The 24264-nt window shown below is 59.9% G+C and carries 25 protein-coding genes; 8 read left to right on the top strand and 17 right to left on the bottom strand.

Annotated features, from left to right (window positions below):
• Window positions 1-19: 19 nt before the first annotated feature.
• On the bottom strand, window positions 20-679 hold the full coding sequence (locus CFAEC_RS04680; RefSeq protein ID WP_290279247.1) for an NUDIX hydrolase: 660 nt from the start codon (window positions 677-679) through the stop codon (window positions 20-22).
• A 205-nt stretch (window positions 680-884) separates the two neighbouring features.
• Here CFAEC_RS04680 and CFAEC_RS04685 point away from each other — a divergent pair, with 205 nt between their 5' ends.
• Window positions 885-1058, top strand: a complete 174-nt coding sequence (locus CFAEC_RS04685; RefSeq protein ID WP_290279248.1) for a DUF8730 family Cys-rich protein — start codon at window positions 885-887, stop codon at window positions 1056-1058.
• Here the strand turns inward: CFAEC_RS04685 and CFAEC_RS04690 are convergent.
• Window positions 1055-1591 (bottom strand): DUF488 domain-containing protein, encoded by a 537-nt coding sequence (locus CFAEC_RS04690; RefSeq protein ID WP_290279250.1) that lies wholly within the window; start codon window positions 1589-1591, stop codon window positions 1055-1057. The genes CFAEC_RS04685 and CFAEC_RS04690 overlap by 4 nt on opposite strands.
• 52 nt (window positions 1592-1643) lie before the next feature.
• Here CFAEC_RS04690 and CFAEC_RS04695 point away from each other — a divergent pair, with 52 nt between their 5' ends.
• Window positions 1644-2567, top strand: a complete 924-nt coding sequence (locus CFAEC_RS04695) for a DMT family transporter (protein ID WP_290279252.1) — start codon at window positions 1644-1646, stop codon at window positions 2565-2567.
• Here CFAEC_RS04695 and CFAEC_RS04700 read toward each other — a convergent pair.
• Entirely contained in the window at window positions 2564-3196 is a 633-nt protein-coding gene (locus CFAEC_RS04700; protein WP_290279254.1) for an MBL fold metallo-hydrolase, read from the bottom strand. The genes CFAEC_RS04695 and CFAEC_RS04700 overlap by 4 nt on opposite strands.
• A 135-nt stretch (window positions 3197-3331) precedes the next feature.
• Here CFAEC_RS04700 and CFAEC_RS04705 point away from each other — a divergent pair, with 135 nt between their 5' ends.
• On the top strand, window positions 3332-3781 hold the full coding sequence (locus CFAEC_RS04705) for a VOC family protein (RefSeq protein ID WP_290279257.1): 450 nt from the start codon (window positions 3332-3334) through the stop codon (window positions 3779-3781).
• Here CFAEC_RS04705 and lplB read toward each other — a convergent pair.
• From lplB to CFAEC_RS04740, 7 genes are all read right to left on the bottom strand, one after another.
• The gene (gene lplB, locus CFAEC_RS04710) at window positions 3778-4839 is read right to left on the bottom strand and encodes a lipoate-protein ligase small subunit (RefSeq protein WP_290279258.1); all 1062 of its coding nucleotides are present in this window, start codon (window positions 4837-4839) and stop codon (window positions 3778-3780) included. The genes CFAEC_RS04705 and lplB overlap by 4 nt on opposite strands.
• Window positions 4840-4897: 58 nt before the next feature.
• A complete protein-coding gene (locus tag CFAEC_RS04715; RefSeq protein ID WP_290279260.1) occupies window positions 4898-6694 on the bottom strand; it encodes a thiamine pyrophosphate-requiring protein in 1797 nt (598 codons plus the stop codon).
• A 59-nt stretch (window positions 6695-6753) separates the two neighbouring features.
• Window positions 6754-7932 (bottom strand): zinc-dependent alcohol dehydrogenase, encoded by a 1179-nt coding sequence (locus tag CFAEC_RS04720; RefSeq protein WP_290279262.1) that lies wholly within the window; start codon window positions 7930-7932, stop codon window positions 6754-6756.
• Window positions 7929-8444, bottom strand: coding sequence for a CinA family protein (locus CFAEC_RS04725; RefSeq protein ID WP_290279264.1), 516 nt, complete (start codon window positions 8442-8444; stop codon window positions 7929-7931). Before CFAEC_RS04725 ends, CFAEC_RS04720 begins: the two co-directional genes overlap by 4 nt.
• A gap of 40 nt (window positions 8445-8484) precedes the next feature.
• Complete coding sequence (locus CFAEC_RS04730; RefSeq protein ID WP_290279266.1) at window positions 8485-8670, bottom strand: hypothetical protein; 186 nt, start codon at window positions 8668-8670, stop codon at window positions 8485-8487.
• A gap of 302 nt (window positions 8671-8972) precedes the next feature.
• Window positions 8973-10109 (bottom strand): NAD(P)/FAD-dependent oxidoreductase, encoded by a 1137-nt coding sequence (locus tag CFAEC_RS04735; RefSeq protein WP_290279269.1) that lies wholly within the window; start codon window positions 10107-10109, stop codon window positions 8973-8975.
• 45 nt (window positions 10110-10154) lie between these two features.
• Window positions 10155-10358, bottom strand: a complete 204-nt coding sequence (locus tag CFAEC_RS04740) for a ferredoxin (protein WP_290279271.1) — start codon at window positions 10356-10358, stop codon at window positions 10155-10157.
• A 124-nt stretch (window positions 10359-10482) separates the two neighbouring features.
• Between CFAEC_RS04740 and CFAEC_RS04745 the strand changes: the two genes are divergently transcribed.
• Together CFAEC_RS04745 and CFAEC_RS04750 are read left to right on the top strand one after the other, a co-directional pair.
• Window positions 10483-11400 carry a LysR family transcriptional regulator gene (locus tag CFAEC_RS04745; protein ID WP_290279273.1) on the top strand — a complete coding sequence of 306 codons (918 nt, stop codon included), beginning with the start codon at window positions 10483-10485 and terminating at the stop codon, window positions 11398-11400.
• Between the two features lie 112 nt (window positions 11401-11512).
• Window positions 11513-12688, top strand: coding sequence for a cytochrome P450 (locus CFAEC_RS04750; protein ID WP_290279298.1), 1176 nt, complete (start codon window positions 11513-11515; stop codon window positions 12686-12688).
• Between the two features lie 48 nt (window positions 12689-12736).
• Here the strand turns inward: CFAEC_RS04750 and CFAEC_RS04755 are convergent, their stop codons facing one another.
• Window positions 12737-13087: an MmcQ/YjbR family DNA-binding protein gene (locus tag CFAEC_RS04755; protein ID WP_290279300.1), complete on the bottom strand. Its 351-nt coding sequence runs from the start codon at window positions 13085-13087 to the stop codon at window positions 12737-12739.
• A 207-nt stretch (window positions 13088-13294) separates the two neighbouring features.
• Here CFAEC_RS04755 and CFAEC_RS04760 point away from each other — a divergent pair, with 207 nt between their 5' ends.
• Window positions 13295-14698 carry a hypothetical protein gene (locus CFAEC_RS04760; RefSeq protein ID WP_290279301.1) on the top strand — a complete coding sequence of 468 codons (1404 nt, stop codon included), beginning with the start codon at window positions 13295-13297 and terminating at the stop codon, window positions 14696-14698.
• A gap of 81 nt (window positions 14699-14779) precedes the next feature.
• On the opposite strand, the gene CFAEC_RS04765 is transcribed toward CFAEC_RS04760, so the two are convergent.
• Window positions 14780-16498 (bottom strand): CocE/NonD family hydrolase, encoded by a 1719-nt coding sequence (locus CFAEC_RS04765; protein ID WP_290279303.1) that lies wholly within the window; start codon window positions 16496-16498, stop codon window positions 14780-14782.
• Window positions 16499-16639: 141 nt separating this feature from the next.
• On the opposite strand from CFAEC_RS04765, the gene CFAEC_RS04770 reads away from it, so the two are divergent.
• The gene (locus CFAEC_RS04770) at window positions 16640-17560 is read left to right on the top strand and encodes an MBL fold metallo-hydrolase (protein WP_290279305.1); all 921 of its coding nucleotides are present in this window, start codon (window positions 16640-16642) and stop codon (window positions 17558-17560) included.
• A gap of 87 nt (window positions 17561-17647) precedes the next feature.
• Window positions 17648-18226 carry a L,D-transpeptidase gene (locus CFAEC_RS04775; RefSeq protein ID WP_290279307.1) on the top strand — a complete coding sequence of 193 codons (579 nt, stop codon included), beginning with the start codon at window positions 17648-17650 and terminating at the stop codon, window positions 18224-18226.
• 42 nt (window positions 18227-18268) lie between these two features.
• Here the strand turns inward: CFAEC_RS04775 and CFAEC_RS04780 are convergent, their stop codons facing one another.
• The 5 genes from CFAEC_RS04780 to CFAEC_RS04800 form a co-directional block, all read right to left on the bottom strand.
• Window positions 18269-19552 (bottom strand): MFS transporter, encoded by a 1284-nt coding sequence (locus CFAEC_RS04780; RefSeq protein WP_290279309.1) that lies wholly within the window; start codon window positions 19550-19552, stop codon window positions 18269-18271.
• A 132-nt stretch (window positions 19553-19684) separates the two neighbouring features.
• Window positions 19685-21043 carry an MFS transporter gene (locus CFAEC_RS04785; RefSeq protein ID WP_290279311.1) on the bottom strand — a complete coding sequence of 453 codons (1359 nt, stop codon included), beginning with the start codon at window positions 21041-21043 and terminating at the stop codon, window positions 19685-19687.
• A gap of 8 nt (window positions 21044-21051) precedes the next feature.
• Window positions 21052-21948: an alpha/beta hydrolase gene (locus tag CFAEC_RS04790; RefSeq protein ID WP_290279312.1), complete on the bottom strand. Its 897-nt coding sequence runs from the start codon at window positions 21946-21948 to the stop codon at window positions 21052-21054.
• A gap of 140 nt (window positions 21949-22088) precedes the next feature.
• Window positions 22089-23216, bottom strand: a complete 1128-nt coding sequence (locus CFAEC_RS04795; RefSeq protein WP_290279314.1) for an FAD-dependent monooxygenase — start codon at window positions 23214-23216, stop codon at window positions 22089-22091.
• A 56-nt stretch (window positions 23217-23272) separates the two neighbouring features.
• Window positions 23273-24250 carry a phosphotriesterase family protein gene (locus CFAEC_RS04800; RefSeq protein WP_290279315.1) on the bottom strand — a complete coding sequence of 326 codons (978 nt, stop codon included), beginning with the start codon at window positions 24248-24250 and terminating at the stop codon, window positions 23273-23275.
• Window positions 24251-24264: the final 14 nt, after the last annotated feature.

Raw genomic sequence — 24264 nt, forward strand, 5'->3', positions numbered from 1 at the left:
GAGGTGGGGTAAGGGGAATTTAACGCTCGGGGTTGTGGGTGAACCTGTAGAGCTTGGGCGGTCGGTGGGGTGTGCCCGCGAGCACTTCGCCGGTGTCCACGAGATCGGGTGAGGTGGCCACGGATCTTCGGAAGTTGGCGGCATCGAGTTTTTGTCCGAGGACAGCCTCGTGGACGGCGCGTAACTGCGCGATGGTGAAAGTTTCCCCGAGGAAGGAGTGGGCGATATCGGCGTATTCCATCTTTGTGCGCAGGCGTTGGAGCGCGTAGTCCACAATGTGGTTGTGGTCGAAGGCCAGATCGGGCAGGTGATCGGCGTGGAACCACTGGACGTTCTCACCGGGTTCGGCGCTTTCCACCTCATCGGCGCGGACCAGTGCCCAGTACACAACGGAGATGACGCGGCCGGTGGGGGAGCGGTGGAGGTCGCCGAAGGTGTAGAGCTGTTCGAGGTAGCTCGGGTGGAGGCCGGTGGTCTCCCCGAGGGTGCGGGCAGCCACCTCCTCGAGTTGCTCATGTTCTGACAACCAGCCGCCCGGTAAAGCCCATCTGCCCAGGTGGGGGTCGCGGGTGCGGGCGATGAAGGGGGTCCACAGTGCGGGGAGGTCATTGTGGTCGGGGCGCAGCGCGAAGATGACCGTGGATACGGCCACCTGGATAGAGCTATCAGGCCGGGTCATGGCACCCCTTATGGTCAGAATGACTTTATGATGGGGACGATCTTACAGTCGCGGTGACCTGAAGTCGATTGTCTAAACGTGTGGGGGTGGCGCGGGCCCGACGTTTGAATACCCTGCGGGGTATAGGTAGTGTGATTCCAGGTGATACCCGGGAGGGTATTGCTGAGTGTGATTGAACCCCATCACTGCGAAGGAGAATCTCCCCATGTGCCGACCCGTCACCTGCAAGGCATGCAACAAGACCACCTGGGCTGGCTGTGGCCAGCACATCGATTCCGTCAAGGCCTCTGTCCCACGTGGCCAGTGGTGCACCTGCACAGAGGCGCAGAAGGCTGCGGCCAGGAAGAATGGTTCTCTGCTCGGCCGTATTTTCGGTTAATCAGTGGCAGGGTAGGTGACTGTGGTGTCATCTGCCTTCTCCTCCACCACCGCCCCGGAGGTCAAGGTCGCCACCGACGTCTGACCTGGGCCCATGATGTGGATGACCTCGGCGCCCCGGGCCAGAAGATGGTCGGTGATGATGCGCCGGTGACACCGCCACCACACCGCCTCTGAACACAGCAGCACACTGCGGGCGGGATCCTGCATGAGGTGAGCCACGGCTTTCATAAAATCCCCCGACAAGGCATGGTCCGCGTAATTGTGGAAACTACGGTTCTGCCAGAAACCATTGACCTCAAAGGGCACGGTCCTGCTCACCGGACGGTGACCGGTGAGTGGCTCGGACCATGCGTAGGCGATCCCCACCTCATCTAATGAAGTGCTGAGTTTTTCCTGATCAAAGTGGGGGAACTTCCTCGACCCGGGAAGTTTGCGCACGTCAATGAGCTTTTCCACCCCGTTCTCCGCCAGCATATCCAGGAAGGTCTGGAGGTTGTGCGTGGAATGTCCGACGGTGAATACGGTGACCATACCCACCCAGACTAGTGGGGTAGATCGCGTACTTCAGACTACGATGACGGGAATGTTAGCTGCCCTCTTCGGTGTGTTCGCAGGATCCCTGCTGCCCATTCAGACTTCGGCGAACAACCGCTTGCGCCGCAGCGTCGGTGCGCCCCTCATGGCATCGTTCCTGTCCTTCCTCATCGGCACCGGCGCGCTCCTGGTCGCCACGTGGATCACCAGCGGCCACCCTTTTCCAGCGCTTGCGCAGACGGCGGGGCAGCCGTGGTGGGTGTTCACCGGTGGTGCGCTCGGGGTGATTGTGCTGACGGGAAATATCCTGCTCTTCCCGCGTGTGGGCAGTGTCCAGACGGTTATTCTGCCGATTACCGGGCAGATCATCACCGGGTTATTGATCGACACCCTGGGCCTGCTCGGTGCGCCACAGATACCCCTGAGCTGGCTGCGCCTGCTCGGTGCGGTGCTGGTGCTCATCGGCGCGCTCGCGGCCGTCGGTGCTTTTCGACGCCACACCCCTGCCACCGCTGATAAACCCCCGGGGGTGTGGCTGTGGCGCATGCTCGGTCTGTTGATGGGAGCGGCCGCCGCAACTCAGATATCTGTGAATGGTCGTCTGGGTACCGTTTTGGGTTCAGCGGTGGAGGCGGCCCTGGTTTCCTTCAGTGTGGGTGCACTGACGCTTTTTCTCCTGCTGGTTCTCACCCGAACCCCCTGGCGTGGTGTGTCCCTGTCGGATGAACCCAACCCGTGGTGGATGTGGATGGGTGGTTTCCTGGGTGCCACGGTGGTGTACGGAACTGCGTTCCTGGGGCCGATCGTGGGTACCGGTATGACGGTGGTGCTCATGCTGTTGGGCATGATGACCGCCAGCCTGCTCATTGACACCCTCGGACTTCTCGGGGCCAACAGGCGACGCGTGTCCTGGGTGCAGATGATGGGGCTGGTGGTGATCATCGCGGGCGTGGCGATGATCAGGGTGCTCTAGGTGGGCAATTCATAGGACTCACCAGGTTCCAGCGGGAGGTGCTCGGATCCGTAAGCGTCTCCGAGTATCCCGAGGATCTTATTATTGAGTGCCCGGCCCGCATCAATGACCATGCCGTCATGGATGCCCATGAATCTGCGGGGTGGAAACTTCTTCAACCACTGCTCAACATCAAGCATCTTCACCCAGGGGCCATTGACCGGAACCAGTGCAAGATCCACGTTCCTGATCGGTTGGAACGCATCACCAGGATGTAGAACCCGCCTGTTGATGAGGAAGCCGATGTTCTCCGGGACATCCTGGGCGCGGGTGATCATGGCATGGTCGGAACCGAGCACCTCCACGTGGAATCCGGCGACATTGAAGGTATCCCCGCGCTGCACGATGTGCACCTCGAAGGGGAGGATCATTGCGAGATGCTGCGGCCCGTAGATCGGGAGATGGGGGCGGTTTTCACGGGCCCGGACGAGTGCATCCGCATCCGCGTGATCCGGGTGACTATGGGTGAGCAGCACGGCATCTGTGGTGTTGAGAGACTCTGGGGCACCGAAATTGCCCGGGTCAATGAGAAGACTTCGATCATTGTGGTGAATTTCCACACAGGCATGGACGTGGCGTGTGATCTTCATGGGGACCATTGTTGCTGAATTCGCCCCGTAGTGGCCCATGCATCCCAGTTGGGTGACGTGGCACACAATTCAAGTATGGGGGGAGTATCATCTAAGACTGTGATTCACTCCCGATTCGAACCGAGGACTTTCACCATGAGCAAAAACCTGTCCACCTATGTCACCTTCCCCGGAAACGCCGCCGAGGTGTTTGAACACTGGGCAAAGATCTTTGACGGCGATCTCACCATGATGAAATACGGAGAGATGTCGGCTGAGGGTTTCCCGTTCCAACCTGATCCGGAGAGGGTTGCCCATGCACAGCTGAAACTGGCGGGCGGCACCATCACCGGCGGTGACAACATGCCGGGAAGCCCAGAAGCACCTCTGCAGGACACCGCCTACTCACTGCTGTATTCCCTGGACACCCCTGAAGAGGCAGAACGCCTAATCAAGGGACTCGTCGATGGGGGAGGGCAGCTCGCCATGCCTTTCGAGGAGGCCCCATGGGGTGGCTTCTACGGGCAGGCCATGGACCGTTTCGGTGTGTTGTGGGCCTTCGATGTTGAAGCACCCGGGCCCACCGTGGAGGACACCAAAATCTAAGGAACGCGGTGCGTCCACTCATCGGTGCCATAACGCCCGGCCACGAGTTCCTCCGCGGCCGCCAGATCCTCCGGTGAAAGCTCCACCACGGATCCACCATAACGGGCAGCGAAGGTGGATTTCATGGTCTCAATGATGCTCTCGCGCGGGGCACCGGTCTGCCGGCGCAGGGGATCCACACGCTTCTTGGCAGAACGCAGCCCCTTGTCGGCGATCTTCACCTTGCCGATACGCAGCACCTGGGTCATCATGTCCGCGTCAATGTCATAGGACATGGTCACATGGTGCAGGATCGCACCCGCGCGACGTTTCTGTGCAGCACCACCGATCTTGCCTCCGGTGGAGGTGATGTCATTGATGGGGACATACCAGGCCTCCACACCGTGTTCCTTCAGAGCAGCCAAAACCCAGCGGTCCAGGTATTCGTAGGAGTCCTCATAGTTCATGCCTGCGACCAGCGAGTCCGGGGCATAGAGGGAATAGGTGATGCAGTTGCCACCCTCCATGAACATCGCACCACCACCGGACATACGACGAACCACCGTCACCTCGTGCTCAGAAACACCGTCGGCGTCGATCTCGTTCAGATAGGACTGGAAGGATCCCATGACGATGGCGCGGTCATCCCATTCCCAGAACCGCAGGGTGGGTGGGCGCTGGCCGGTGGCGACCTGCTCCAGGAGCAGATCATCCAGGGCCACATTCACAGGTGTGGGCAGGATGCCGGGATGCAGGATCTCCCACTCATGATCGGTGAAATCGGTACCGCCGGTCACCGCGCGACGCACCGCCTGGGCAATATCAGCGGTGGTGAAACCGTGGAATTCCAGTTCGTCACCGAAGGGTGCGAGGGCAGCATCGAAACGGCGGGTCAACTCGGCTGCAGGATCCTTGACTGATGCGCCTTCGAGCGCGGATCCCAGTGCGAGGAACGCCTCATCGGGATCAATGAAAAAATCACCCGAAACCTGCAGCTTGGTGATGGTGTCATTGTCCGTCGTGACATCCACCACCACTAGTTTTCCGCCGGGTACCTTGATTTCAAAATGGTGCGTCATACCGGCCACCCTACGCCCGGTTTGGGGCGGGCGGAGGGGGGCGTCGATAAGCAGCGTGTTAGGAGTAGCGCTCCTCGATCTCGGCGTAGGTTTCCAGCAGGCGCAGGGCGTGCTCGCCTGAAGCGCCTTCAGCGGTGATGCCCTCACGCATGGATTCCACCAGTTCACGGCCGTGCGGATAAGGCGGGATCAGCGGGATATCCGGGTCGGTGTTCGCCTCGATGATGATGGGCCGGTCAGCGGTGAACGCTTCCGCGAGCACCTCGTCGAGGCCTTCAGGATCATCAACACGAACTCCACGCAGACCGAGCTGCTCGGCAAAGGCCACAAAATCGAAGGCGGGTACCCGCTGCGAGTCCTCGAAACGGGGCTCGCCCTCAGTTTCCCGCTGCTCCCAACTGACCTCGGACAGATCCCGGTTGGCCAGAACCACCACCACGAAACGGGGATCCGACCAGGAACGCCACCTGTCGGCCACGGTGATCAGCTCGTTGATTCCGAGCATCGTCATCGCGCCATCACCCGCCAGCACCACCACGGGGCGCTCCGGGGAGACCTCCTTGGCACTGATGCCATAAGGAATTCCACATCCCATGGACGCCAACGTGCTGGACAGATGCGCATTGGCCCCGCGGGGCACATTGATATGGCGGACATAGTGGTAGACGGAGCTACCCACATCGATCGCCAACTGGGTGTCATCCCAGAGCAGGCCATTCACGCCACTGATCACCAGCTCCGGATTGAGCGGATCAGCAGCCACCAGTGAACGCTCACGGGAAATCGTGCGGGAGTTCGCGATGGCCTCCTCCACACTGGTCTCCCATTCGGATCTTTCGTCATCCTCATCGGTGAGGTCAGTGGGGAGATGCTCCAACAGCAACGCGATGGTGGGAGCAGACTGCCCCAACAAGCCGACCTCGATGGGGTAGCGGTTCCCCATCGTGGCTGCGTTGACATCGATCTGCACCGCGCGCGCCTGGCCCGGTGGCGGATAAAATTCCGTCCACGGGCTGTTGGCACCGATGATCAGCAGGGTGTCACAATTCTGCAAAACCCAGTTCGCCGAATGGGTGCCCAGGTGCCCCATGTTGCCCGCAGCCAAGCGGTGGGTTTCATCAACAAATGGTTTGCCGAGCAGTGCCGTGGTGATTCCAGCACCGAGACGCTCGGCCAATTCGACCAGTTCTTCCTGAGCATCCTGAACACCGCGCCCGGCGAGGATCGCCACCTTCTTTCCCTCGGTGAGTACCTTCACAGCCTGTGCGAGGTCCTCATCCCGGGGGAGTAGATGGCCACTGCTCCAGTGCACCGCGGTCACCACCTCGCCGTGTTCCTGCCCCAGCTCAGGTTCGGGCTCCTGCTGGATGTCATGCGGGATGATCACCACCGCCGGGCCGCTGTTGGCCAGAGCCGCCCGGAACGCCCGGTCCAGAACCATGGGAAGCTGCTCCGGTGTGGTGATGGTCTCCATGAAGGGGGTGGCCACATCGGCGAAGAGATTATGCAGGTCAATCTCCTGCTGATAATCAGATCCCAACACCGATCTGCTCTGTTGCGCCACCAGGGCCACCACGGGCGCGCTGTCCAACTTGGCGTCATAGAGGCCGTTGAGGAGGTGAACCGCGCCCGGGCCCTGGGTTGCGGTGACAACTCCCACCTTGCGGCTGTACTTGGCATCACCGACAGCCATGAAGGCCGCACCCTCCTCATGTCGGGCGGCGATGAAATCGAGGTTCTCTCCCGCGCGACGGATCGCCCCGAGAAGAGCATTGTTGCCATCGCCGGAATAACCGTAGATCCGGGTTACCCCCCAATCGATGAGGCGGCGGACGATGAGGTCAGAAACGGACATCTCGGTTTACCTTTTCCCTGGGTGTGAGTGGGGGTTGCCAGTGGTTTGTCAGCGGTTTATCACTGAGTTGGATCGAGCACGACCTTGATGCAGCCGTCCTCCTTCTTCTGGAACTTCTCATAAGCCCCTGGGGCCTCGCTCAGGGGAACCCGGTGTGTGATGAAATCATCAATCCCCAGGGGATCCGTGGAATCCTCCACCAGCGGAAGGAGATCATCGATCCACGCCTTCACGTTGCACTGACCCATGCGCATCTGAATCTGCTTATCAAACATGGTGAGCATCGGCATGGGGCTGGCTTCGCCACCGTAGACACCACTCAGCGACACGGTTCCACCACGCCGGACCAGATCAATGGATCCATGGAGTGCCCCAAGTCGGTCCAACCCACCGTGTTCCATCATCTTGCGGGCGGCCACGTCGGGCACGAAGCCCATCACATCATGTGCGAGCTTGCCGACGGGTGACCCATGGGCTTCCATACCAACTGCATCCACTACGGCGTCAGGGCCACGTCCGTCGGTGAGATCGCGGATCGCCGCATGCGCATCCTCACCCATATCGAATACCTCGATGCCGTGCCGGGCTGCCATGGCGCGACGCTCAGCGACAGGTTCGATACCGAATACGCGGGCCCCCAGGTGACGGCCGATTCTGGCACACATCTGGCCGATGGGTCCGAGTCCGTAAACCGCCAGGGTGTCACCCTCGCCGACATCGGCGTACTGCACAGCCTGCCAGGCAGTGGGCAGGACATCGCTGAGGAAGAGGTATCGGTGATCAGGGAGTTCATTGCCAACCTTGATCGGTCCGAAGTTGGCGTGTGGAACCCGTAGGTATTCAGCCTGGCCGCCGGGTACTGAGCCATAAAGTCGGGAATAACCGAAAAGGCTGGCCCCGGAGCCGTATTCCCGGACCTGGGTGGTTTCGCACTGGGAGAACAATCCCCGCTTGCACATCCAGCAGGTGCCGCAGGAGATATTGAAGGGGATGACCACCCGGTCACCCACGGTGAGGTTGGAGGCGGGGCCAGCTTCAACCACACGTCCCATGGGTTCATGGCCGACGATATCGCCTTCATCCATGAAAGGGCCGAGCACCTCATAGAGGTGCAGATCAGAACCGCAGATTGCGGTTGAGGTGACTTCGATGATGGCATCGTTGTCTGCCTGCAGAACAGGATCAGGAACGGTGTCTACGCTGAGTTTTCTTTTTCCTTGCCAGGTCAGTGCTCTCATATGTCCTTCTCCTGATGGTTGATGAGCTCCACCATGGAGTCGTATAAGAGTGCCAGGGCATGGTGTTCGGTCTGCTCTAGAACTTCCTCGGGATCTCCAGGGAAATGGTGGAGTTCGGTGTGTAATGTTCCTCGAACAAAGGCAGCAATCCAGGTGGTGCCAGGGGGATTGCCCTCTTGGCCGTCTGGGCCACCCGCCCCGGACACGGCGACAACCGCGTCAGCGGTCATCAGGTCAGCGACTCCGAGAGCCATTTGACTGACCGCCTCCTCAGTGAGGACGGGGTCACCTTCGGGGACTTTCAGAACCTCGTACTTGATACGGGTCATGTAGGACGTCACCCCGCCTGCGTACCAGGATGAGGAATCCGGTGCTGCGGCCAGTCGACAGGAGATCTTTCCTCCTGTGAGTGATTCCGCAGCAGCGAGGGTGAAATCGTGTTGGAAAGCGATCCGGGAAATATCCTGCGCAATGGCATCGACATCTGGGTGTGCGTTATCTGTCTTCGACATTGGCGGCTCGGACCTCCCTGTTGGTAGTTGGCCGGAGGTGTTAATAGTTGGCCGGAGGGTCACTGCTGGGGAAGGATTCCTCGCCCCATTCATCAACCTTCTCATCGTCGGTGGTGGGGCCACCGGTGGGTACGGTGTCCTTGTCTTCTGAGGTTCCGGTTTTTGCTACCCGGTCATCCTCGTCCTCTGGCGTGCCAAAAGGGTTGGTGTTGGGAGTGGTACTCATCGCTGATCTCCTTAACTATTGGTTTGGAGCATGGATATCAAGGTCCACATCTTCTGAGTGATTCGGGTCACTCGGTGATTGCGAGAATACTCGTAAATTTCTTATATGTCAGTCAGTGCCGGAGAAAGTGCTGGTCAGGTGGAGGGATGCCCATGGTTCGTGGGCGGCGCCGTGCACGTGCATGTCATTGTCTGACATGTCTTCAGAAATGCCGGAACCCGCCCCGGTGGCTTGTCCTTTTCAGGAATCAGTACACGAGAGCGGGTTCGGAATATTACTGCCTGCCCAGGAAGCTTGTCCGGTCAGGACACCTGCAGCGCCGACTTGGCCAGCTTGTGCAGACGTGGCACCGGCATGCGGTAATTGATGGCTGCGGCGGTCCCCAGTGTCGGCCAATGCAACAGGGCGGACCGTTCCGTGAGGGATCCCTCGACCACGATGGGGTCACCTTCGTGGGGGATCGGGCCACTGATTTTTATATTCAACCCGAACTGATCAGTCCAGAAATAGGGCTGGTAGTTGATGGTGGGGGCGTCATCACCGTGGAGGAGCGCGGCGGCGGCGATCTTGGCTTCTTCGATGGCGGAGGTCCACACGGGGGAGCGCTGCCCGTTGAACCAGGCCACATCGCCGGCGGCAACGATATTGTCTGTCACCCTGCCGCGGGTGTCCGTGATCAGGCGTCCGTCCAGGAGGAGGCCTGAGTCTTCCAGCCATTCAGTATTAGGAGCATCGCCGATGGCGGATACCACGACATCGGAGGTGATGATCTGGCCGTTGTCCAGCTCGACCTGTAATCCCGACGGCGCAGGAGAAAGTGCAGGGGTGACCGATCGCACCATCGCATCGATGACCTCAACACCGTTGTCACGTGCGACATCAGTGAGGATCTGGGCGATCACCGGGCCCATCTGCAGCAGCATCGGCAAGCCGAATTGGATCAGGCGGACCTCGCAGCCGAGTGCACGTGCTCCGGAGGCCACCTCCATGCCGAGTGGGCCACCGCCGATGACGGTGACGGTTGGCTTCGCCGCCAGGCGCGTGCGGAGCGTGGCCGCCTCATCGAGGGTGCGCAGGGTGTACTCATTCGGGTTGTCGGTGAACCTGCGTGCGCGGGTGCCGGTGGCGATAACCAGGCCGTCGTAGGGGACGGTGGTTCCGTCGGCAAGCTCAACGTGCTGTGCAGCGACATCAAGGCCGACCACGGAACCCTGGACCTCAGTGGCTGCGTGGGTCGCCTCCGGAAGGATGGTGTCCATGAGGTCGGCGTCCGGGTTCAGTGCCGCTTTTGACAGGGCGGGGCGGCTGTAGGTGGGATGGGGGTCCTCACCGATGATGGTGAGATCGCCCTGGAACCCCTGTCGTCGGAGAGCATCACCTGCGGTGAGCCCTGCGATTCCGTGGCCGGCAATGACAATTTTTTGCACGGTGTTCTGCACGGTATAAACCCTCTTCCTGGTGCGCTGGGATGATCGACGGGATGGTTAAAGGTTCTGTGCGGTCAGGCGCAGCGCTGCGACGGGGCAGACGCGGACGGCATCCTGGGCGGCTGGCAGATCAGAATCGTTGATGTTCTCAACGTCGAGGATGAGCTCACCCTCGTCATCCAGGTGCATGAGGTGGGGCGCTGCTTCCTCGCAGAGTCCGTGGCCTTCGCAGCGGGGGCGGTCGAGTTCAAGATGGTGCATGGCTACTCCTTTGAAAGAGGGCAGGGATCCCGTTGTGTGACCGGGGTCATGTTTCAATGTCTGTAGCGTTCCATGTAACTCTAAATCTGTCCAATGAATAGATGGGATGGGTACTATTCATCTCATGAATGAAGAGTTCGGCAACCTCGCCAATGTGGATCTCAATCTCCTGGTTTCCCTCCATGCGATCCTGGAGGAGGGGTCGGTCACCGCGGCGGCGGATCGGGTGGGTCTTTCGCAACCTGCCATGAGCCATGCCCTGCGGAGGATCAGGAAATTGCTCGGTGATGAGATCCTCATCCGTCAGGGGGCTGTCAACGTACTCACCCCGCGGGCTCGCGACATGCTCGGGCCGCTCCGTGAAGTCCTGCAGAAAACCACGGGCCTGCTCGGTGGGCAGGTGTTCAATCCGGAGTTCAGTCGCAGAACCCTGACGCTTGCGATGTCCAGTTCCGTCGCTTATGTCGTTGGCCAGTCGATCTCCCTGCTCATGGAGCGGGAGTCACCGACCATGTCTCTCAGGGTCATCACCACAGATGATATTTCTGATTCAGTGTTCATTGATCAGGGTGCGGATGTGCTGCTGGTGGCGGAGGGGTATGAAGTCCCACACCCTCGCGAGCGGCTTTTTGATGATGAATGGGTGGTGGTTGGCGGCCACCCTGAACTGCTGGAGGGGGACGTCATTTCCTGTCTGCAGGACTGGCCGCATGTTGGTCTACAGTCCGCCCGGGCCACCAGGCCCTATGAGCTCCTCCGTCACCGGGGTCTGGACGTGAAAATGAAGGTGCATGTCACTGATTATCTGGTGGTTCCCCAGTTTGTGGCAGGGGTTCGGAAGTTGGCTCTCCACAGGCGTCGGGTAGTTGAGCGCATGGCACGGACCCTGCCTGTTTATGTCGCTGATTTCCCTTTTCCCATCCTCGGCCTGGGTGTGGACATGGTTCACAATCCATGGCAGCACGACGATGTGTTCCGCAGCTGGGTGGGTGACCTCCTCCATAGGGCCATCGCCATGCATGATGTGAATAGTGGTGATTAGAAACATTCATTGGACGTATGTCCTGGGGTCGTTTTAAATGTGACGTAGATCTTATTCACGCAGCCACGCCCAACCGCATCACAGCATGGGCCCCACTTTGAAAAGAGTTCTGATGACCACTGCAACCACACCGGTATCCGAGCATGATCTCTTCTCCGATCACACCCTCGCCAACACCGAAGAGGTCTACGCCGAACTCCGCGAACTCGGCACCGTTGTCTACCTCCCAGCCAATGAGTCCTATGCCATCACCCGCTATGAGGCCATCCGGGAAGCCAACTCCGATCCAGCCACCTTCTCATCCAAGCAGGTTGCCTTCAATCCGCAGATGAATGAGATCCTCTCCGGAACCAGCCTGGCGGCTGACCCACCGGAGCACGGGAAACTGCGCGCCATCCTCACCGACAACCTCTCGCCACGTGCATTGCGATCCCTCAAGGATGTCATCAACCAGGACGCAGATGCGCTCGTGAAGGAACTTATCCAGAAGGGGACCTTTGACGGCATGAAGGACCTCGCTGTCGCATTCCCGGTTTCTGTGGTGCTGGATCTTATCGGTGTCCAGGGCGACAAGCGTGACAGCATCCTCCCATGGGGAGAAGCCGCCTTCAATCTGCTCGGACCGCTCAATCAGCGCGCACAGGAGTCCTTCCCGCTCGCCGGTGAGCTGTTCACCTGGACCCATGAGGACATGAAGGGCGAGGACCTCGCCGAGGGCAGCATCGGCCGCGCCGTCTGGCAGGCCGCTGAGCGTGGTGAGATCGCTCCGGAGAGCTTCGGTTACCTGGTCCACCAGATTCTCGCGGCCGGCATGGACACCACCATTGCCACCATCGGCAATGTCATCCAGCTGCTGGCTGAATACCCTGAGCAGTACGCGGCCCTCCGCGAGGATCCGAAGAAGATCCCCGCAGCGGTGGCGGAGACCCTGCGTTTCCGTACCCCGGCGCCCGCCTTTGGTCGACTGGCCACCCGTGATGTCGAGGTGGATGGCACGATCATCCCTGCAGGCAGTCAGGTTGCCCTGCTCTACGGTTCAGGCAACCGCGATGAGCAGAAGTATGAGAATCCGGATGTCTTCGACATCGACCGCAACCCGGTTGATCACCTCGGTTTCGGCTACGGCATCCACGGTTGTGCCGGTCAGGGCCTGGCCAAGCTCGAGATCAACGGACTCATGGAAGCCTGGCTGCGCAACGTTGAGAGCTTTACCGTCACCGATGTGGTGCCACGCCTCAACAACTTCTCCCGCCCCTATGACTCCATGCAGGTGACCATCACCAACTAAAAACACAAACCCTGCTTGACGACGAAACCCCGACTGTCGCCCACCGTCCTAGGCCGGTGGGCGCAGGCGTTTGGGAAGTGTCTCCACCACCAACTGGTAGGAATCCTCGATCAGTCCCGCCAGCATCTCCTGCGTGATGCCGGGCTCTTCGGTGATGGTGATCCAATGTTTCTTGTTCATGTGATACCCCGGTGTGATTGAGTCAAAGGCCCGTCGTAGTTCCCCGGACATCTCCGGGTCGCATTTCACCGTCACAATGTCCTGGCCCTGATGTTCAGACACGTACATGAACATCTTGCCCTTCACTTTGAATACCGCAGTGTCGGCTCCGAAGGGGAACTCAGGGTTGGAGCCGAGAAAATCCATCGCCACCATGTGCGCATGGGAAACCAGATTCATGTGCACCATGGTAGAGCCTTTGACATGTCCCACCTGGCGGGCACGGGGGACTCAGTGGTGGTTCCGGGGGTGAAACTACTTTCTGGGGCAAATAAGTGGGGCAGCAGATGTGTAGTCTTCATTCTTGCTGGGGCTTGGCTGTAGTGAAGCTGGAAGAACCCGGTTGAAAATCTGCATTGTTTGTGGGAAACCAGAATGAAGGAATCTATGAACCGCTCGAAGATCATCGCAGCCCTGACCACCGTCAGCCTCGTGACCGCAGCAGTGTCGGTTGCTCCGACCGCCACTGCGGTCCAGTTCTACGGAGAGCAGAGGAACGATCGCTCCATCTGTGTCTCCCAGTCAACTCCCAATGAAGTACAGGTCACCAAGGATTATTATCAGGCGCAGCTGGATGAGTATCTGGTGATGCAGGGCGCACTGCGTGCAGCCTTTCCGGAGTTCTCTGTGCACTATGAAAGATTTGATGAATTAAACGCGCAGGGAATCTCGATGGCTGTTTTCCCGTTCGAGCCACTCCTCGAGGTTGGATTCACCCCGTATGAGGCGAGGTTTTTTGCCGTCGAGGGAACCGATACCTACAAGGGGTTGCAAAGTCTGGTGACAACCGGGGCCTCCATGGATGTTGAATTCGCACCTGAATGGACCAAGGCACAGATGGGCGCTTATCCGAATTCTGGCGCCCCAGTTGTTCCGATCGGTGCAGACTGGACAATGCAGCAAACCAGCCTTCGAGCTGTCGACGCCTATGTTGAACTGACCGCTGGGATGCCGGTGGGAGCATTTCGGCCCAATCTGGATGACGATTCGAAACTGCGACCTTTCGTAGAGGCGCGCCTTGAGGTACTTGCTCCGGCAAAGGTAAAATATGACGCGGTCATGTCCCCGACTGCCGTTCTCTGGGCGGCCCAGAGCTGCCTCACCCTCTACCGGGCAGGTGATCTGCCTGCTGCAGGCCCGGTCACCACAACAACGGTGACGCCCACGACAACGGCCACTGCGCAACCGACAACCACCACAGTGACTCCCGCGCCGACCACGACCACTGTGGCACCGGTGACCAGTACTGTCACGGCACCGGTTCTCACCACCACAACCACACCGGCCCCGGTCACCACTACCGTCGCGCCGGTCACGAGCACCGTCACCGCGCCTGTGGTCACGGTGTCTGAAACCCCGGCTCCGGTCACCACGACCGTGGCTGGAACCACCACGACGCAGACTGAAGCACCGGTGACCATCACCGAGGCACCGGTTCTCACCACCACTGTCACGGCACCGGTTCTCACCACCACGGTTACCGCGCCTGTGGTCACGGTGTCTGAAACCCCGGCTCCGGTCACCACGACCGTGGCCGGAGCCACCACAACGGTGACGGAAGGGCCGGTCACCACCACGGTGCAGTTGCCGGCAGAAACCGTCACAGAAGTGGCACCCACGGTCACTGTGACAGTGACACCGACCGCCACCGCAACTGACACCCCGGATCCCGGTGATGGGGGAGGAAACAACTTCGGCATGGTGGCGGCGATCGTCGCTGTTCTCGCAGCTATTGGCGGTATCGCTGCCTTCTTAGCTAACAACGTTGGACTATTCGCTGGATTCTTCTAGCTGATCACCACGCACGAGACCCCCTCGTCACAGGATGTGAATCCATGTGGCGAGGGGGTCTTGGCGTCGACAAGCGTGTTTTTATGCCTTGGTGAAAGGCAGCACCAGCCGTGATGGGTGCTGGGCGTCGCGGTAGATCTTGTGGGCTACCGGGCGACCGACCGGAAGGTGGAAAGCATCTGGTGGGAGAAGTGAGTTGTGGTCATCCACCAGCGGCTCCGCGTTGGAAAGCTCCACGGTGAGCTTATGGCCGGGCTGGAAGGATGCAGCGAATGGGTAGAGGCGGATGACGTATTCCTCGATCTTGCCGGGCTCAACCGGAATCTCGCGGGTGTGCGGGTGGTACGGGCTGCCGTGGGTGGTGCGTTCCTCATCCAGTTCGCGGTGGCTGGCCTTGAGGTAACCGGTGGTGATCAGCTGGCGCTTGCCGTTGGGGGCGTAATCCCAGAGGCGGAGGATGAAGTTGGTGTCCGGCTGGTCGATCTCAGCGAAGATGTGGGCGGCACCGGTGCCGATCATCTCGGTGGCCTCGGTGAATACCGGGGTGGACCAGGACAGGATCTGCACATCATCAGTGACGGTCAGTGGTGCCTGGTAGAAACCATCCGGAGCGGCGTATTCGGTGTTCATGGTTTCCGGCTCGGTGGAGAGCTTGTGGCGGGGGCGCAGGAAGAGATCCTTGTACTCGATCTCCTTGGGTGGCCACTGGTCGGCGGTGATGGTCTCGCGGGAACCTTCCACGAAAACATCCACCTGGGGTTCATCCATGATGCCGTTGTCGATGCCCTTGAGCCAGTAGTCGTACCAGGCGAACATCTTGTCGTGCTCTTCGATGAACGGGCGGGACTGCATCGGTGGGTATGCGCCGATGGTGAGCTTCTTCGGGCCCTTGACCTTGTCAAATACCTCGATGGTGGAATCCAGTGTCCAACCGCGGCCCTGATCCAGCTGGAGCCAGACGGGGATGTCGATGTTGTGCGCGAGTTCATTGGGATTTCTTTCCTCGTACCACTCGCCATCGAACTGGTTCATCACGATGTCGAACCAGGCCTCATGGTTCTTCGGGTAGTTGAGGGTGTGGACGAGGTTGGGCCAGGCCTGGATATCGGGATCCTGCAGGCGCTCCTCAACCTTGGCGCGCAGCTCCTCTGGGCTGAACTCCTCGATCATGCGGGATTTCACACCGTCGGTGAAGGCCCAGCCGGAGTCGCCGCCGCGGCCCTCGCGTGCGGCACGGGGCATGAACCACATGATGCCACCGTGGTAGGTGGTTTCGTAGAAATCATAGTGGCCACCGGAGACGAAGATGGCCTTGAGGTGTGGCGGGCGCTCAGCGGCCGCCAGCACCTGCATGGAGCCGAAGTAGGAGATGCCGACCATGCCCACATTACCGTCGCACCAGGGCTGTTCAGCTACCCACTCGATGAAGTCATAGGCATCCTCGCCGAGGGAGACGCCACCGGCGTTGTAGTTGCCGATGTGTTCGCCTTCGGAAGCACCGGAACCGCGTAGATCGCCGATGACGTGGACATAATCCTCGGAGACGATGCGGGCGATATCGCCAGCCTCGATGCAACCGTCCCAGAGTGGGGAGGGGCGACGCTGGGGTGGGGTGGTCAGGGCGAGTGCCTGGAGTTCCTTGCCGTAGGGGGAGAGGGCAACCAGGGCGGGACGGGGCTTGTCCACATCAGCTTCGTAGGCATCGGCGGCAAGCGTGACACCGTCGCGCATGGGGATGGAGAGATCCTTGCGGATGCGGATGTTCTGGCCGCCGGCGTTGAAATAAGTAATTTCGCTCATGTGGGGCTCCTTGAGATTGTGAAACCGTTGGGGTGATCCCAAAAGGGTGATAAGGGTATATTATTATAATAAAGTGATCCGTGCAAGGTTTTCATCGACTTTATACTCTGGAACACACCGTCCAATCCAAGGAGAATGACCATGACCCAGTCTGCAGGACAACCCACTCCCATCCATTCCATCTACGCGCCCTGGGGCCGATTCGGTCTGTACACGTTTCTCATTGATGCTCCTGAATTGGCACTGGTGGACACCGGCGTCACCGCCACTGCCCAGGGCGTTGCCGATGGCCTTGCAGAACTCGGTCGTGACATCAAGGATGTGAAGTGGATTCTGCTCACCCATGGACACATCGACCACCTCGGCGGCACCGTTGCGCTGTGGGAGATGACCGGACGCAACGCCAAGGTGGTCATCCACGAAGATGATGTGGACTACCTGCAGCGACGTCGCGCACATGTGGAGAACTACCTCAACCTGCGGGCCAACTACATTGATGATCCAGATGCTGAAACCAAACAGACCGCGATGATGGAGCATGCCATCTCCGGGGAGATGACCCCTGATGTGATCGTCAAGGGTGGGGAAGTGCTTGACCTCGGCGGTGTGAAAGTGCGGGTTGTGCATACCCCGGGCCACACCGGTGGTTCGGTGGCCTACGTGGTTGAGGGACAGAACGATGTTTTCGTCGGCGATGCCGTACAGATCCACGGTGCCGCCAATGGTTTCCCGGGTTATGAGGCCCCGGACGCCTACAGGGATTCCCTGCTGCGGATTCAGGAGGAGACCCCGAACCGCATGTTCCTCGGCCACCCCTTCCGGTCGGCCGCTGGCGATCCGTATCCCGTCGAATTGGACCGGGAACAATCCGCCCGGGTGTTGCAGGAGGCTGTTGATATCGAAGCCCGCGTCCGCGACGCGGCGCTCACCCTCGGAGCTGCAGCATCGGAGTCCCCCCATTCGCCGTTCGCGGCGATCGCCGATCACCTCGGTTACGAGGGTGATCCGACTCTGGAGCCCTCGCCTTTCTTCACCACCCTTCACGGGTACCTCAAGGCATAGGGATGCTTGCCCACGAATAACTCTTCCGTCCCCCCGGACTTTCCCATTGCCGAGACAAAGCTGGCAGCCCTCCCTAAACTGACCAGCATGTTTTCCTCGCGTCTTGGCGCCCTGACCATGAGTACCATCGCCGCTGGCACAGTGGCCGGTGTCATCTTCGCTGCCACTGTGGTGGGCGATGATGCACCGGTTGACAGTGCGGGAGCGACGAAAGCATCTCCTGCCACCACGCCAACTCCGATCTCCACCACGGTCCCGGTACCTGTGGTCGAGCAGATTGTTGAACCCGAGATCGTGGAGCCGGTCCCCTTCGATTACGGGGACTGCCCACCGATTGCCCGGGCATGTGTGGATCTTGATGGCGAACGCGCCTGGCTGCAGGTGGACGGGGAAGTCACCTATGGAGCCGTACCGATCGGGCAGGGAGGCCCGGGTTATGAAACCCCTCGCGCGAGTTTCCATGTCTCCCGCAAGGTTATCGATGATGTCTCCTATGTATTCAACATGGCACCGATGCCGTATGCGGTGTACTTCACCAACGTGGGCCATGCCTTCCATGAGGGCGATCCGGAGGGGGATTCCCACGGGTGTATCCGCCTGGCCCCCGGTGACGCAGAGGTCTACTTCAATAACCTCAATGTGGGGGATCTGATCCATATCTACTGATACGGATCAGATCCCCCACAGCGGATGAAACAACGGGGATGCTTACAGCGTGACTGTGGCGTCCTCAGTGGCTGTCACCTTCGCCTTGCTCGGTGCGGACTCGCGGAGGAACAGTGAGAAGAAGGTGGCCACCAGTGCACCGCCGGAGGAGATGAACAGCGCAGAGGCCAGACCATACTGGTCGGCGATGGCACCGGTGATCACGGGGTTGAGGAAGCCACCGACGAATTCACCGATACCCACTGGCAGTCCGACAGCCAAACCGGCGACGGCTGGTCGAACGGACTCCGCAGGGATCACGGACATCGCCAGACCACCCACACCCATGCCCGCCGCGAAGACGAATACCGCGGCACCCAGCAGGCCCGGGTTGTCCACATAGACAAAGGAGAGCGGAGCCAGGGTGGAAAGGAGACCGAACATCACGGCGGTTGGCTTACGGCCGATTTTGTCGGAGATCAGGGGAACCACGAAACCCCAGATGGCGGTGCCCACACCGAAGGCCGCCAGAATGAGGCTCATGGAGCTGGCGGTCCAGCCCCGGATATTGGTCAGGTACAGCGGACCAAAGACCTGCAGGGAGATCAGGTAGACCATGAAGCCGGAGAACATCACGATCGACAGCAGTACGTTCCGGTTACGCAGAACTTCTCCCAGACCGCCCTTGTGATCAGGGTTGGCGTATTCGACTGCCTCGGGGGATACCGCCTCCGGCTCGCGCATGACCTTCCAGATGACAAACGCCATGATCAGGCCGGGGAGAATAGTGAAGAAGAAGGCGGTGCGCCAGTCGAAGATATTAGCCAGGGCAACGATCACGATGGGGGCGAGCACACCACCGAACAGACCATTGGCGGTATTCATGGTGAAACCGAGGTTGAATCCACGGCGGTGCGGGGAGGATTCCATGGCCAGCACGGACTGGGTGACCGGAATGGTGGGGCCTTCGAACATGCCCATCATCAGGCGCAGGATGATCAGATGGACGAAGGTGCCCACGAAACCCTGGAGGAATGATGCAAGAGAGAAGGCGATGAGGAGGATGACCAGGTAGAGGCGTTTGCTTTTGACCTTGTCGGAGATTCGGCCACCCACGATGGAGGCGATGGCCCAGGTCAGGGCGGCGGCACCGGCGAGCTGTCCCACCTGTGCGTTGTTCAGTCCCAGGTCTTCCTGGATGAACGGCATGAGGAAGTTGATGATCAGTCTGTCGAAGAACACCAGGCCCACGGCGAAGAAGAAGACCGTGACCAGTTTGTTTTCATAGCTCCAGAAACCCTGTTTCGGGGGAGTCTGCGCCAGTGTGGTGGGGGTTGTGGAAGTCATTGAGGGGCTCCGTAGGAGTGAGGGGAAAGCTTCTGGATTTTGGGTGCAGAAGACCGACGGTTCCTCGGATGCAGGGTAAATAAGGGGTGATTGCGCGTCCGGGGAACCGTAGGAAAGTGAGGGAATGGGGGGTTAGGTAGCCAAAACTGGTGCTTCACCTGTTTTAGCGACAGGTACCTGGGTCTCTTGCTTCTTCTTCCTGCTGAGGGGGACGAAGAAGAAGGCGATTGCTGCGATCACACCAGGGACCGCAAAGGCGATGAAGTAGGCCGGAACCGGGAGATCATAGGTGAGCAAAACGCCACCAAAGCTGGGTCCGACGATGGCTCCGATCCTTCCGACACCTGAAGCCATGCCGATCGCGGTGGATCGCATGAAGGACGGATAGTACTGGGATACGAAGGAGTAGGAAATGTTCTGGGCTCCCATCGTGCAAGCGCCGGCAACGAACACCAATGCCAGCAGAATGGCCATGCTGCCGCCGAATCCCAGCAGGGTGAGGGAGATGGCGGAGATGAAGAACATCGGAACGAGGACAACCTTGACGCCGACCTTGTCTGATACCTGACCCATGACCATGGTTCCTACGATGGCGCCGATGTTGAGCACCACCATGAACGTGAGGCTGGAACCGAGTGCAAAACCTGCAGTGACCATGAGGTTAGGCAACCAGGTGTTGATGCCGTTGACCATCAGCAGGCAACTGAAGAAGGCAATCCAGATCATCAGAGTTGCCAGTGCGCGCCTGTTTCGGAACAGTGCGCCGATGGGGGAACCCTGTTCGCGCTCCTTCAGTCCGGTGAAGGTGACGTTGTCAGGGATCTGAGCTGTGGGATTCACCGCCAGGAGGATGTGACGCAGCTTTGCGGTCTGACCGTTCTTGAGCAGTGTCTGAGGGGAATCATAGAAATGCTTCACCATCAGGGGCAGCAATACCAAGGGGATGGCCGCGACCCAGAAGGTGGCCTGCCAACCGAAAGCCGGAATCAAGATCATCGCGACTCCGGCTGCAAGAATGCCGCCGATGGAGAAGAAACACATGATGATTGCCACCATGGTGTTCGCCCGTCCCCGAGGGGCGAAGTCAGTGAGCATGGCGATCACCGTGGGCAGGATTCCGCCGATGCCAAGGCCTGCGATGAAACGCAGCGCCCCAAAGATGGCGGCTCCCGGTGCCAGCGCGCACAGTGTGGTGGCCAGGGAGAACAGCACCACGCTGGTGATGAGGATCCGGCGGCGACCAAATTTATCGGCGAGGATACCGAAAACTATCGCACCGAGCATCATCCCGAAGGGGCCCATGCTGCCGATGGAGCCGGCCTGAACGGGGGTCATGCCCCATTCCTGCATCATCTTGGGTAGTACGGAACCGTAGATAACCAGGTCGTACATGTCGAACATGATGATGAGGCATGACCAGAACAGCATCATGAAGTGAGGCTTGCCCATTCGGGTGTCTTCAATAAAGCTGTTGATATCGATAGTTTTCATGGCAGGTTTTAGTCCTTGTTCAGGAAGTCTGAGGTGTCATGGAACACCTCGTAGAACTCCGGGATCCAGGTGAAGTTGACCACGAAGCCGTGGTTGGCTGAGTCATAACGCTTGAGTTCGGTGTCCACACCGGCCGCGCGGAGCTTCTCGGCATATGCTTCGCCTTCATCGCGCAGTGGGTCATAACCGGCGGTGACCACAAATGCCTTGGGCAGGCCGGAGAGGTTCTCACGTTTGATGGGGGAGACCAGCGGATCAGCCGGATCGGCACCGCCTTCGAGGTAGAAGGAGTTGAAGGGTGCCAGGCCGTTGTACTCCAGGCCATAACCTTCAGCATTTTCCTTCAGTGACGGCCAGCGCTCCTGGTCGAAGTCCAGATCCACAGAAGGGTAGTAGAGGATCTGGTGGGTGATGCGGTCGAACTCATCATCCTGTGCCATGAAGGTCACGGCGGCGACGAAGTTGCCACCGGAGGAATCACCGGCGATGGCGAGGGGCTCGTCGTGGTTAAGCGTGGCCGCAACCCCGCGCACCACGGCGTAGCACTCATTGAGCGCAACCGGGAAGGCAACCTCGGGGGAGAGGGAATAGCCGACGGAGACAATCTTCCAACCGGTCTCCTTGGCCAGGGAACGACCGACGTGGTCATGGGTGTCAAGGCTGCCGGAGAAGAATGCTCCGCCGTGGAAGTACACGATCGTGCCCTTCGGTGCGTCGGAGTCAGCGTAGATCCGTACCGGAACATCCGCGATGATGGAATCCTCGACGGAGGCGATCGGAGTGCGCTGCTCCAGTGGTGGGACGTTACCGGCCTCAAAAGCACGCATATCCGCAGGGTTCGGTGGGGTGGTGGATGCCGGTGGGATCTGGGCGACGATTTTCTGGATCTCAGGATGGAGGGTCATTGTGTGGCCTTCTTTCTGTAAACGGCGTGCCCTCAGGTGGTGAGGGCGGTGATGGCGCCGCCGCACTGTCCAGGTGGGATACCTGTGGGCAGCGGCGACGACGCCATCATAAAGAACTGTCGGAAAGGGGGATCTCCGACTTAGTAGTCGATTTTGTCCTTCTCCGGGAAAGCGGTTTCACCGGCGGATTCAGCATTCCAGGATTCGCGGGAGATGCGCTGCAGTTCCTGGACGGGCTCCTTGCGCTGTGCGGTGTAGAGCGCGAGGGCTTCTGCGACGGTGTCGGCCTCGACGATGCAGTCGGCGAGTGCACCGGCGTCGATGACCGCGGAGTTCGCGCCCTGACCCTGGTGGTGGAGCATGGCGTGCGCGGCGTCACCGATGAGGACAACGGCGTCGGAGTTCCACTTGTCCTGCGGATCGATATCGGCTGCGGCACGCTGGTTGACCTGCTCCCAGTCGAGCTTCTCCACGATCTTGATCAGGCGCTCGTCGAAGTTCTTGAGCATCTCCAGCACCTCGTCCTTGGACACGTTTGGGTTCCAGGTGAGGTCATCGTGGGGGACGGTGATATCGAAGGAGATCTGACCGTTCTCACCGCGGTGGCGCAGCGGCAGGAAGTAGATCATGCGGCCGGTTTCGGCTTCGAGGTAGAGACGCAGGTTGTCGTCGACAAGCAGGCCTTCGCCCTGCGAGCCGTCAATGACGGCGCGGTAGGCGTGGGCACCCTGCATGACCGGCTGGGAATCAGACCACAGGGTGCGGACCTTGGACTTGATGCCATCGGCGCCGACCAGGATGTCAAAGGTCTCCACTTCACCGTTGGTGAACTTCACGGTGGCGGAATCACCGTTGTCGGTGATCTCCTCAGCCTTGTAACCGTATTGGAGAACGCCCTCTGGCAGCTGGCTGGTCAGGGCATCGATGAAGTCACGACGGTGGATCATGCGGGTGTTGTGCTTCTCATCGCCCTCGGAGAGGTGTGGCCACTCCTCCAGGTTGATGCGGTTGCCCTGGGCATCCAGGATCTCGAAGTAGTCGGATGGGGAGGTGACTGCCTCGATGGCAGGGAAGATACCCAGCTTCTTGAACAGCTTGACGGATGCGGGGCGAAGACCGATGCCCGCTCCGACCTCACCGGAGGCATGTGCCTGCTCGTAGACCTTCACGTTGGCACCGATCTGTGCCAGTGCCAGGCCTGCGGTGGCGCCGGCGTAACCGCCGCCGATAACACCGATCTTCAGGTTCTTGATGTCTTCAGTCTTCATGGTCTTGTCCTTTTCTTTAAGGCAGCAGGGGGTGAGGATGCAGCTGGGGTGGGGGTTTAGTTGCTGGAAGCTGGAACGGTGCCGGGCTTCTCGGTGAGGAAGTCCTGGGCGTGATCGTTGAAGATCCGGTGGATGACGTCTTCTGCCACACCGTTGCGCTGCAGATCCGGGATGAGGACCTCGAAGATGTAGTTGATGGTGTGGCCCTTCACACCTGGCCAACCGAGAGGGGAACAGTTCGCATCGGCGGAGGCGAGCAGCTTGGCCTCGTGTCCGGCGTTGAGTTCACGCATGAAGTGATCCATGCGGTCCTTGCGGGGACGGGCCCAGAAAGGTGGGTCGGGGAGTTCGGTTTCATAACCGAAGGTGTCAAAGCCCAGTCGGCCACCGACATCGAGGATGCGTGCGGTCGGGGTCTGTGCGTGGTTGACGCCGTCATCGACATGGCCGAAGAGCACGCGGTCCAGATCGAGGCCTTCCTCCTGGAAGATGGCGATGGCTGGTTCTGCGTCGATAGCCAGGTGGGTCATCACAGGCACACCGGTCTGGACTGCTGCGCGGGCAGCGGCACGGTAGATGCGCTTGTCCAGGTCGGTCATGCGACCGCCACGGGAGACACCGACCTTGATGATGCCGGCCTTGGCGTTGGTGCCGGCGATGCCGACGGTGATCTCATGGATGAACACCTCGGTGAGGTACTCCACGGATGCGTTGGCGAAGTGTGCCAGTGCGGTGTCGCCGCCGACGAAACCGGTGCAGGCGATGATGTGCACGCCGGTCTTCTCCGACAGGGACTGGTAGTAGGGGAGGTCGCGGCCGTTGCAGATGCCGGTGGCATCCACGAAGGTGCGTCCGCCATATTCGTGGAACTTGCGCAGCTTGGGAACGGTCTCCTCGTAGCGCTGCTCCGCGGACTTCCACCACTTGGTGTCGAGCTCGGAACCGGGCATGCCGTAACCGATGTGCTCGTGGATGGCCACGAATCCCAGTTCTTCCGGCGCGATGGGGCCGAGGACTGTATTTACCTTGGACATGTTGATCCTCTTTC

The sequence above is a fragment of the Corynebacterium faecale genome, from assembly GCF_030408735.1.
Lineage (GTDB): Bacteria > Actinomycetota > Actinomycetes > Mycobacteriales > Mycobacteriaceae > Corynebacterium > Corynebacterium faecale.

What these genes read in the sequence shown, in the direction of transcription:
- CFAEC_RS04715 (WP_290279260.1), bottom strand. Translation starts at nt 6,694, where the DNA reads ATGTCCGTTTCTGACCTCATCGTCCGCCGCCTCATCGATTGGGGGGTA.
- CFAEC_RS04800 (WP_290279315.1), bottom strand. Translation starts at nt 24,250, where the DNA reads ATGTCCAAGGTAAATACAGTCCTCGGCCCCATCGCGCCGGAAGAACTG.
- CFAEC_RS04740 (WP_290279271.1), bottom strand. Translation starts at nt 10,358, where the DNA reads ATGCACCATCTTGAACTCGACCGCCCCCGCTGCGAAGGCCACGGACTC.
- CFAEC_RS04705 (WP_290279257.1), top strand. Translation starts at nt 3,332, where the DNA reads ATGAGCAAAAACCTGTCCACCTATGTCACCTTCCCCGGAAACGCCGCC.
- CFAEC_RS04690 (WP_290279250.1), bottom strand. Translation starts at nt 1,591, where the DNA reads ATGGTCACCGTATTCACCGTCGGACATTCCACGCACAACCTCCAGACC.
- CFAEC_RS04765 (WP_290279303.1), bottom strand. Translation starts at nt 16,498, where the DNA reads ATGAGCGAAATTACTTATTTCAACGCCGGCGGCCAGAACATCCGCATC.
- CFAEC_RS04790 (WP_290279312.1), bottom strand. Translation starts at nt 21,948, where the DNA reads ATGACCCTCCATCCTGAGATCCAGAAAATCGTCGCCCAGATCCCACCG.
- CFAEC_RS04795 (WP_290279314.1), bottom strand. Translation starts at nt 23,216, where the DNA reads ATGAAGACTGAAGACATCAAGAACCTGAAGATCGGTGTTATCGGCGGC.
- CFAEC_RS04785 (WP_290279311.1), bottom strand. Translation starts at nt 21,043, where the DNA reads ATGAAAACTATCGATATCAACAGCTTTATTGAAGACACCCGAATGGGC.
- CFAEC_RS04700 (WP_290279254.1), bottom strand. Translation starts at nt 3,196, where the DNA reads ATGAAGATCACACGCCACGTCCATGCCTGTGTGGAAATTCACCACAAT.
- CFAEC_RS04685 (WP_290279248.1), top strand. Translation starts at nt 885, where the DNA reads ATGTGCCGACCCGTCACCTGCAAGGCATGCAACAAGACCACCTGGGCT.
- CFAEC_RS04760 (WP_290279301.1), top strand. Translation starts at nt 13,295, where the DNA reads ATGAACCGCTCGAAGATCATCGCAGCCCTGACCACCGTCAGCCTCGTG.
- CFAEC_RS04775 (WP_290279307.1), top strand. Translation starts at nt 17,648, where the DNA reads ATGTTTTCCTCGCGTCTTGGCGCCCTGACCATGAGTACCATCGCCGCT.
- CFAEC_RS04730 (WP_290279266.1), bottom strand. Translation starts at nt 8,670, where the DNA reads ATGAGTACCACTCCCAACACCAACCCTTTTGGCACGCCAGAGGACGAG.
- CFAEC_RS04725 (WP_290279264.1), bottom strand. Translation starts at nt 8,444, where the DNA reads ATGTCGAAGACAGATAACGCACACCCAGATGTCGATGCCATTGCGCAG.
- CFAEC_RS04680 (WP_290279247.1), bottom strand. Translation starts at nt 679, where the DNA reads ATGACCCGGCCTGATAGCTCTATCCAGGTGGCCGTATCCACGGTCATC.
- CFAEC_RS04750 (WP_290279298.1), top strand. Translation starts at nt 11,513, where the DNA reads ATGACCACTGCAACCACACCGGTATCCGAGCATGATCTCTTCTCCGAT.
- CFAEC_RS04695 (WP_290279252.1), top strand. Translation starts at nt 1,644, where the DNA reads ATGTTAGCTGCCCTCTTCGGTGTGTTCGCAGGATCCCTGCTGCCCATT.
- CFAEC_RS04720 (WP_290279262.1), bottom strand. Translation starts at nt 7,932, where the DNA reads ATGAGAGCACTGACCTGGCAAGGAAAAAGAAAACTCAGCGTAGACACC.
- CFAEC_RS04780 (WP_290279309.1), bottom strand. Translation starts at nt 19,552, where the DNA reads ATGACTTCCACAACCCCCACCACACTGGCGCAGACTCCCCCGAAACAG.
- CFAEC_RS04770 (WP_290279305.1), top strand. Translation starts at nt 16,640, where the DNA reads ATGACCCAGTCTGCAGGACAACCCACTCCCATCCATTCCATCTACGCG.
- CFAEC_RS04745 (WP_290279273.1), top strand. Translation starts at nt 10,483, where the DNA reads ATGAATGAAGAGTTCGGCAACCTCGCCAATGTGGATCTCAATCTCCTG.
- CFAEC_RS04755 (WP_290279300.1), bottom strand. Translation starts at nt 13,087, where the DNA reads ATGAATCTGGTTTCCCATGCGCACATGGTGGCGATGGATTTTCTCGGC.
- lplB (WP_290279258.1), bottom strand. Translation starts at nt 4,839, where the DNA reads ATGACGCACCATTTTGAAATCAAGGTACCCGGCGGAAAACTAGTGGTG.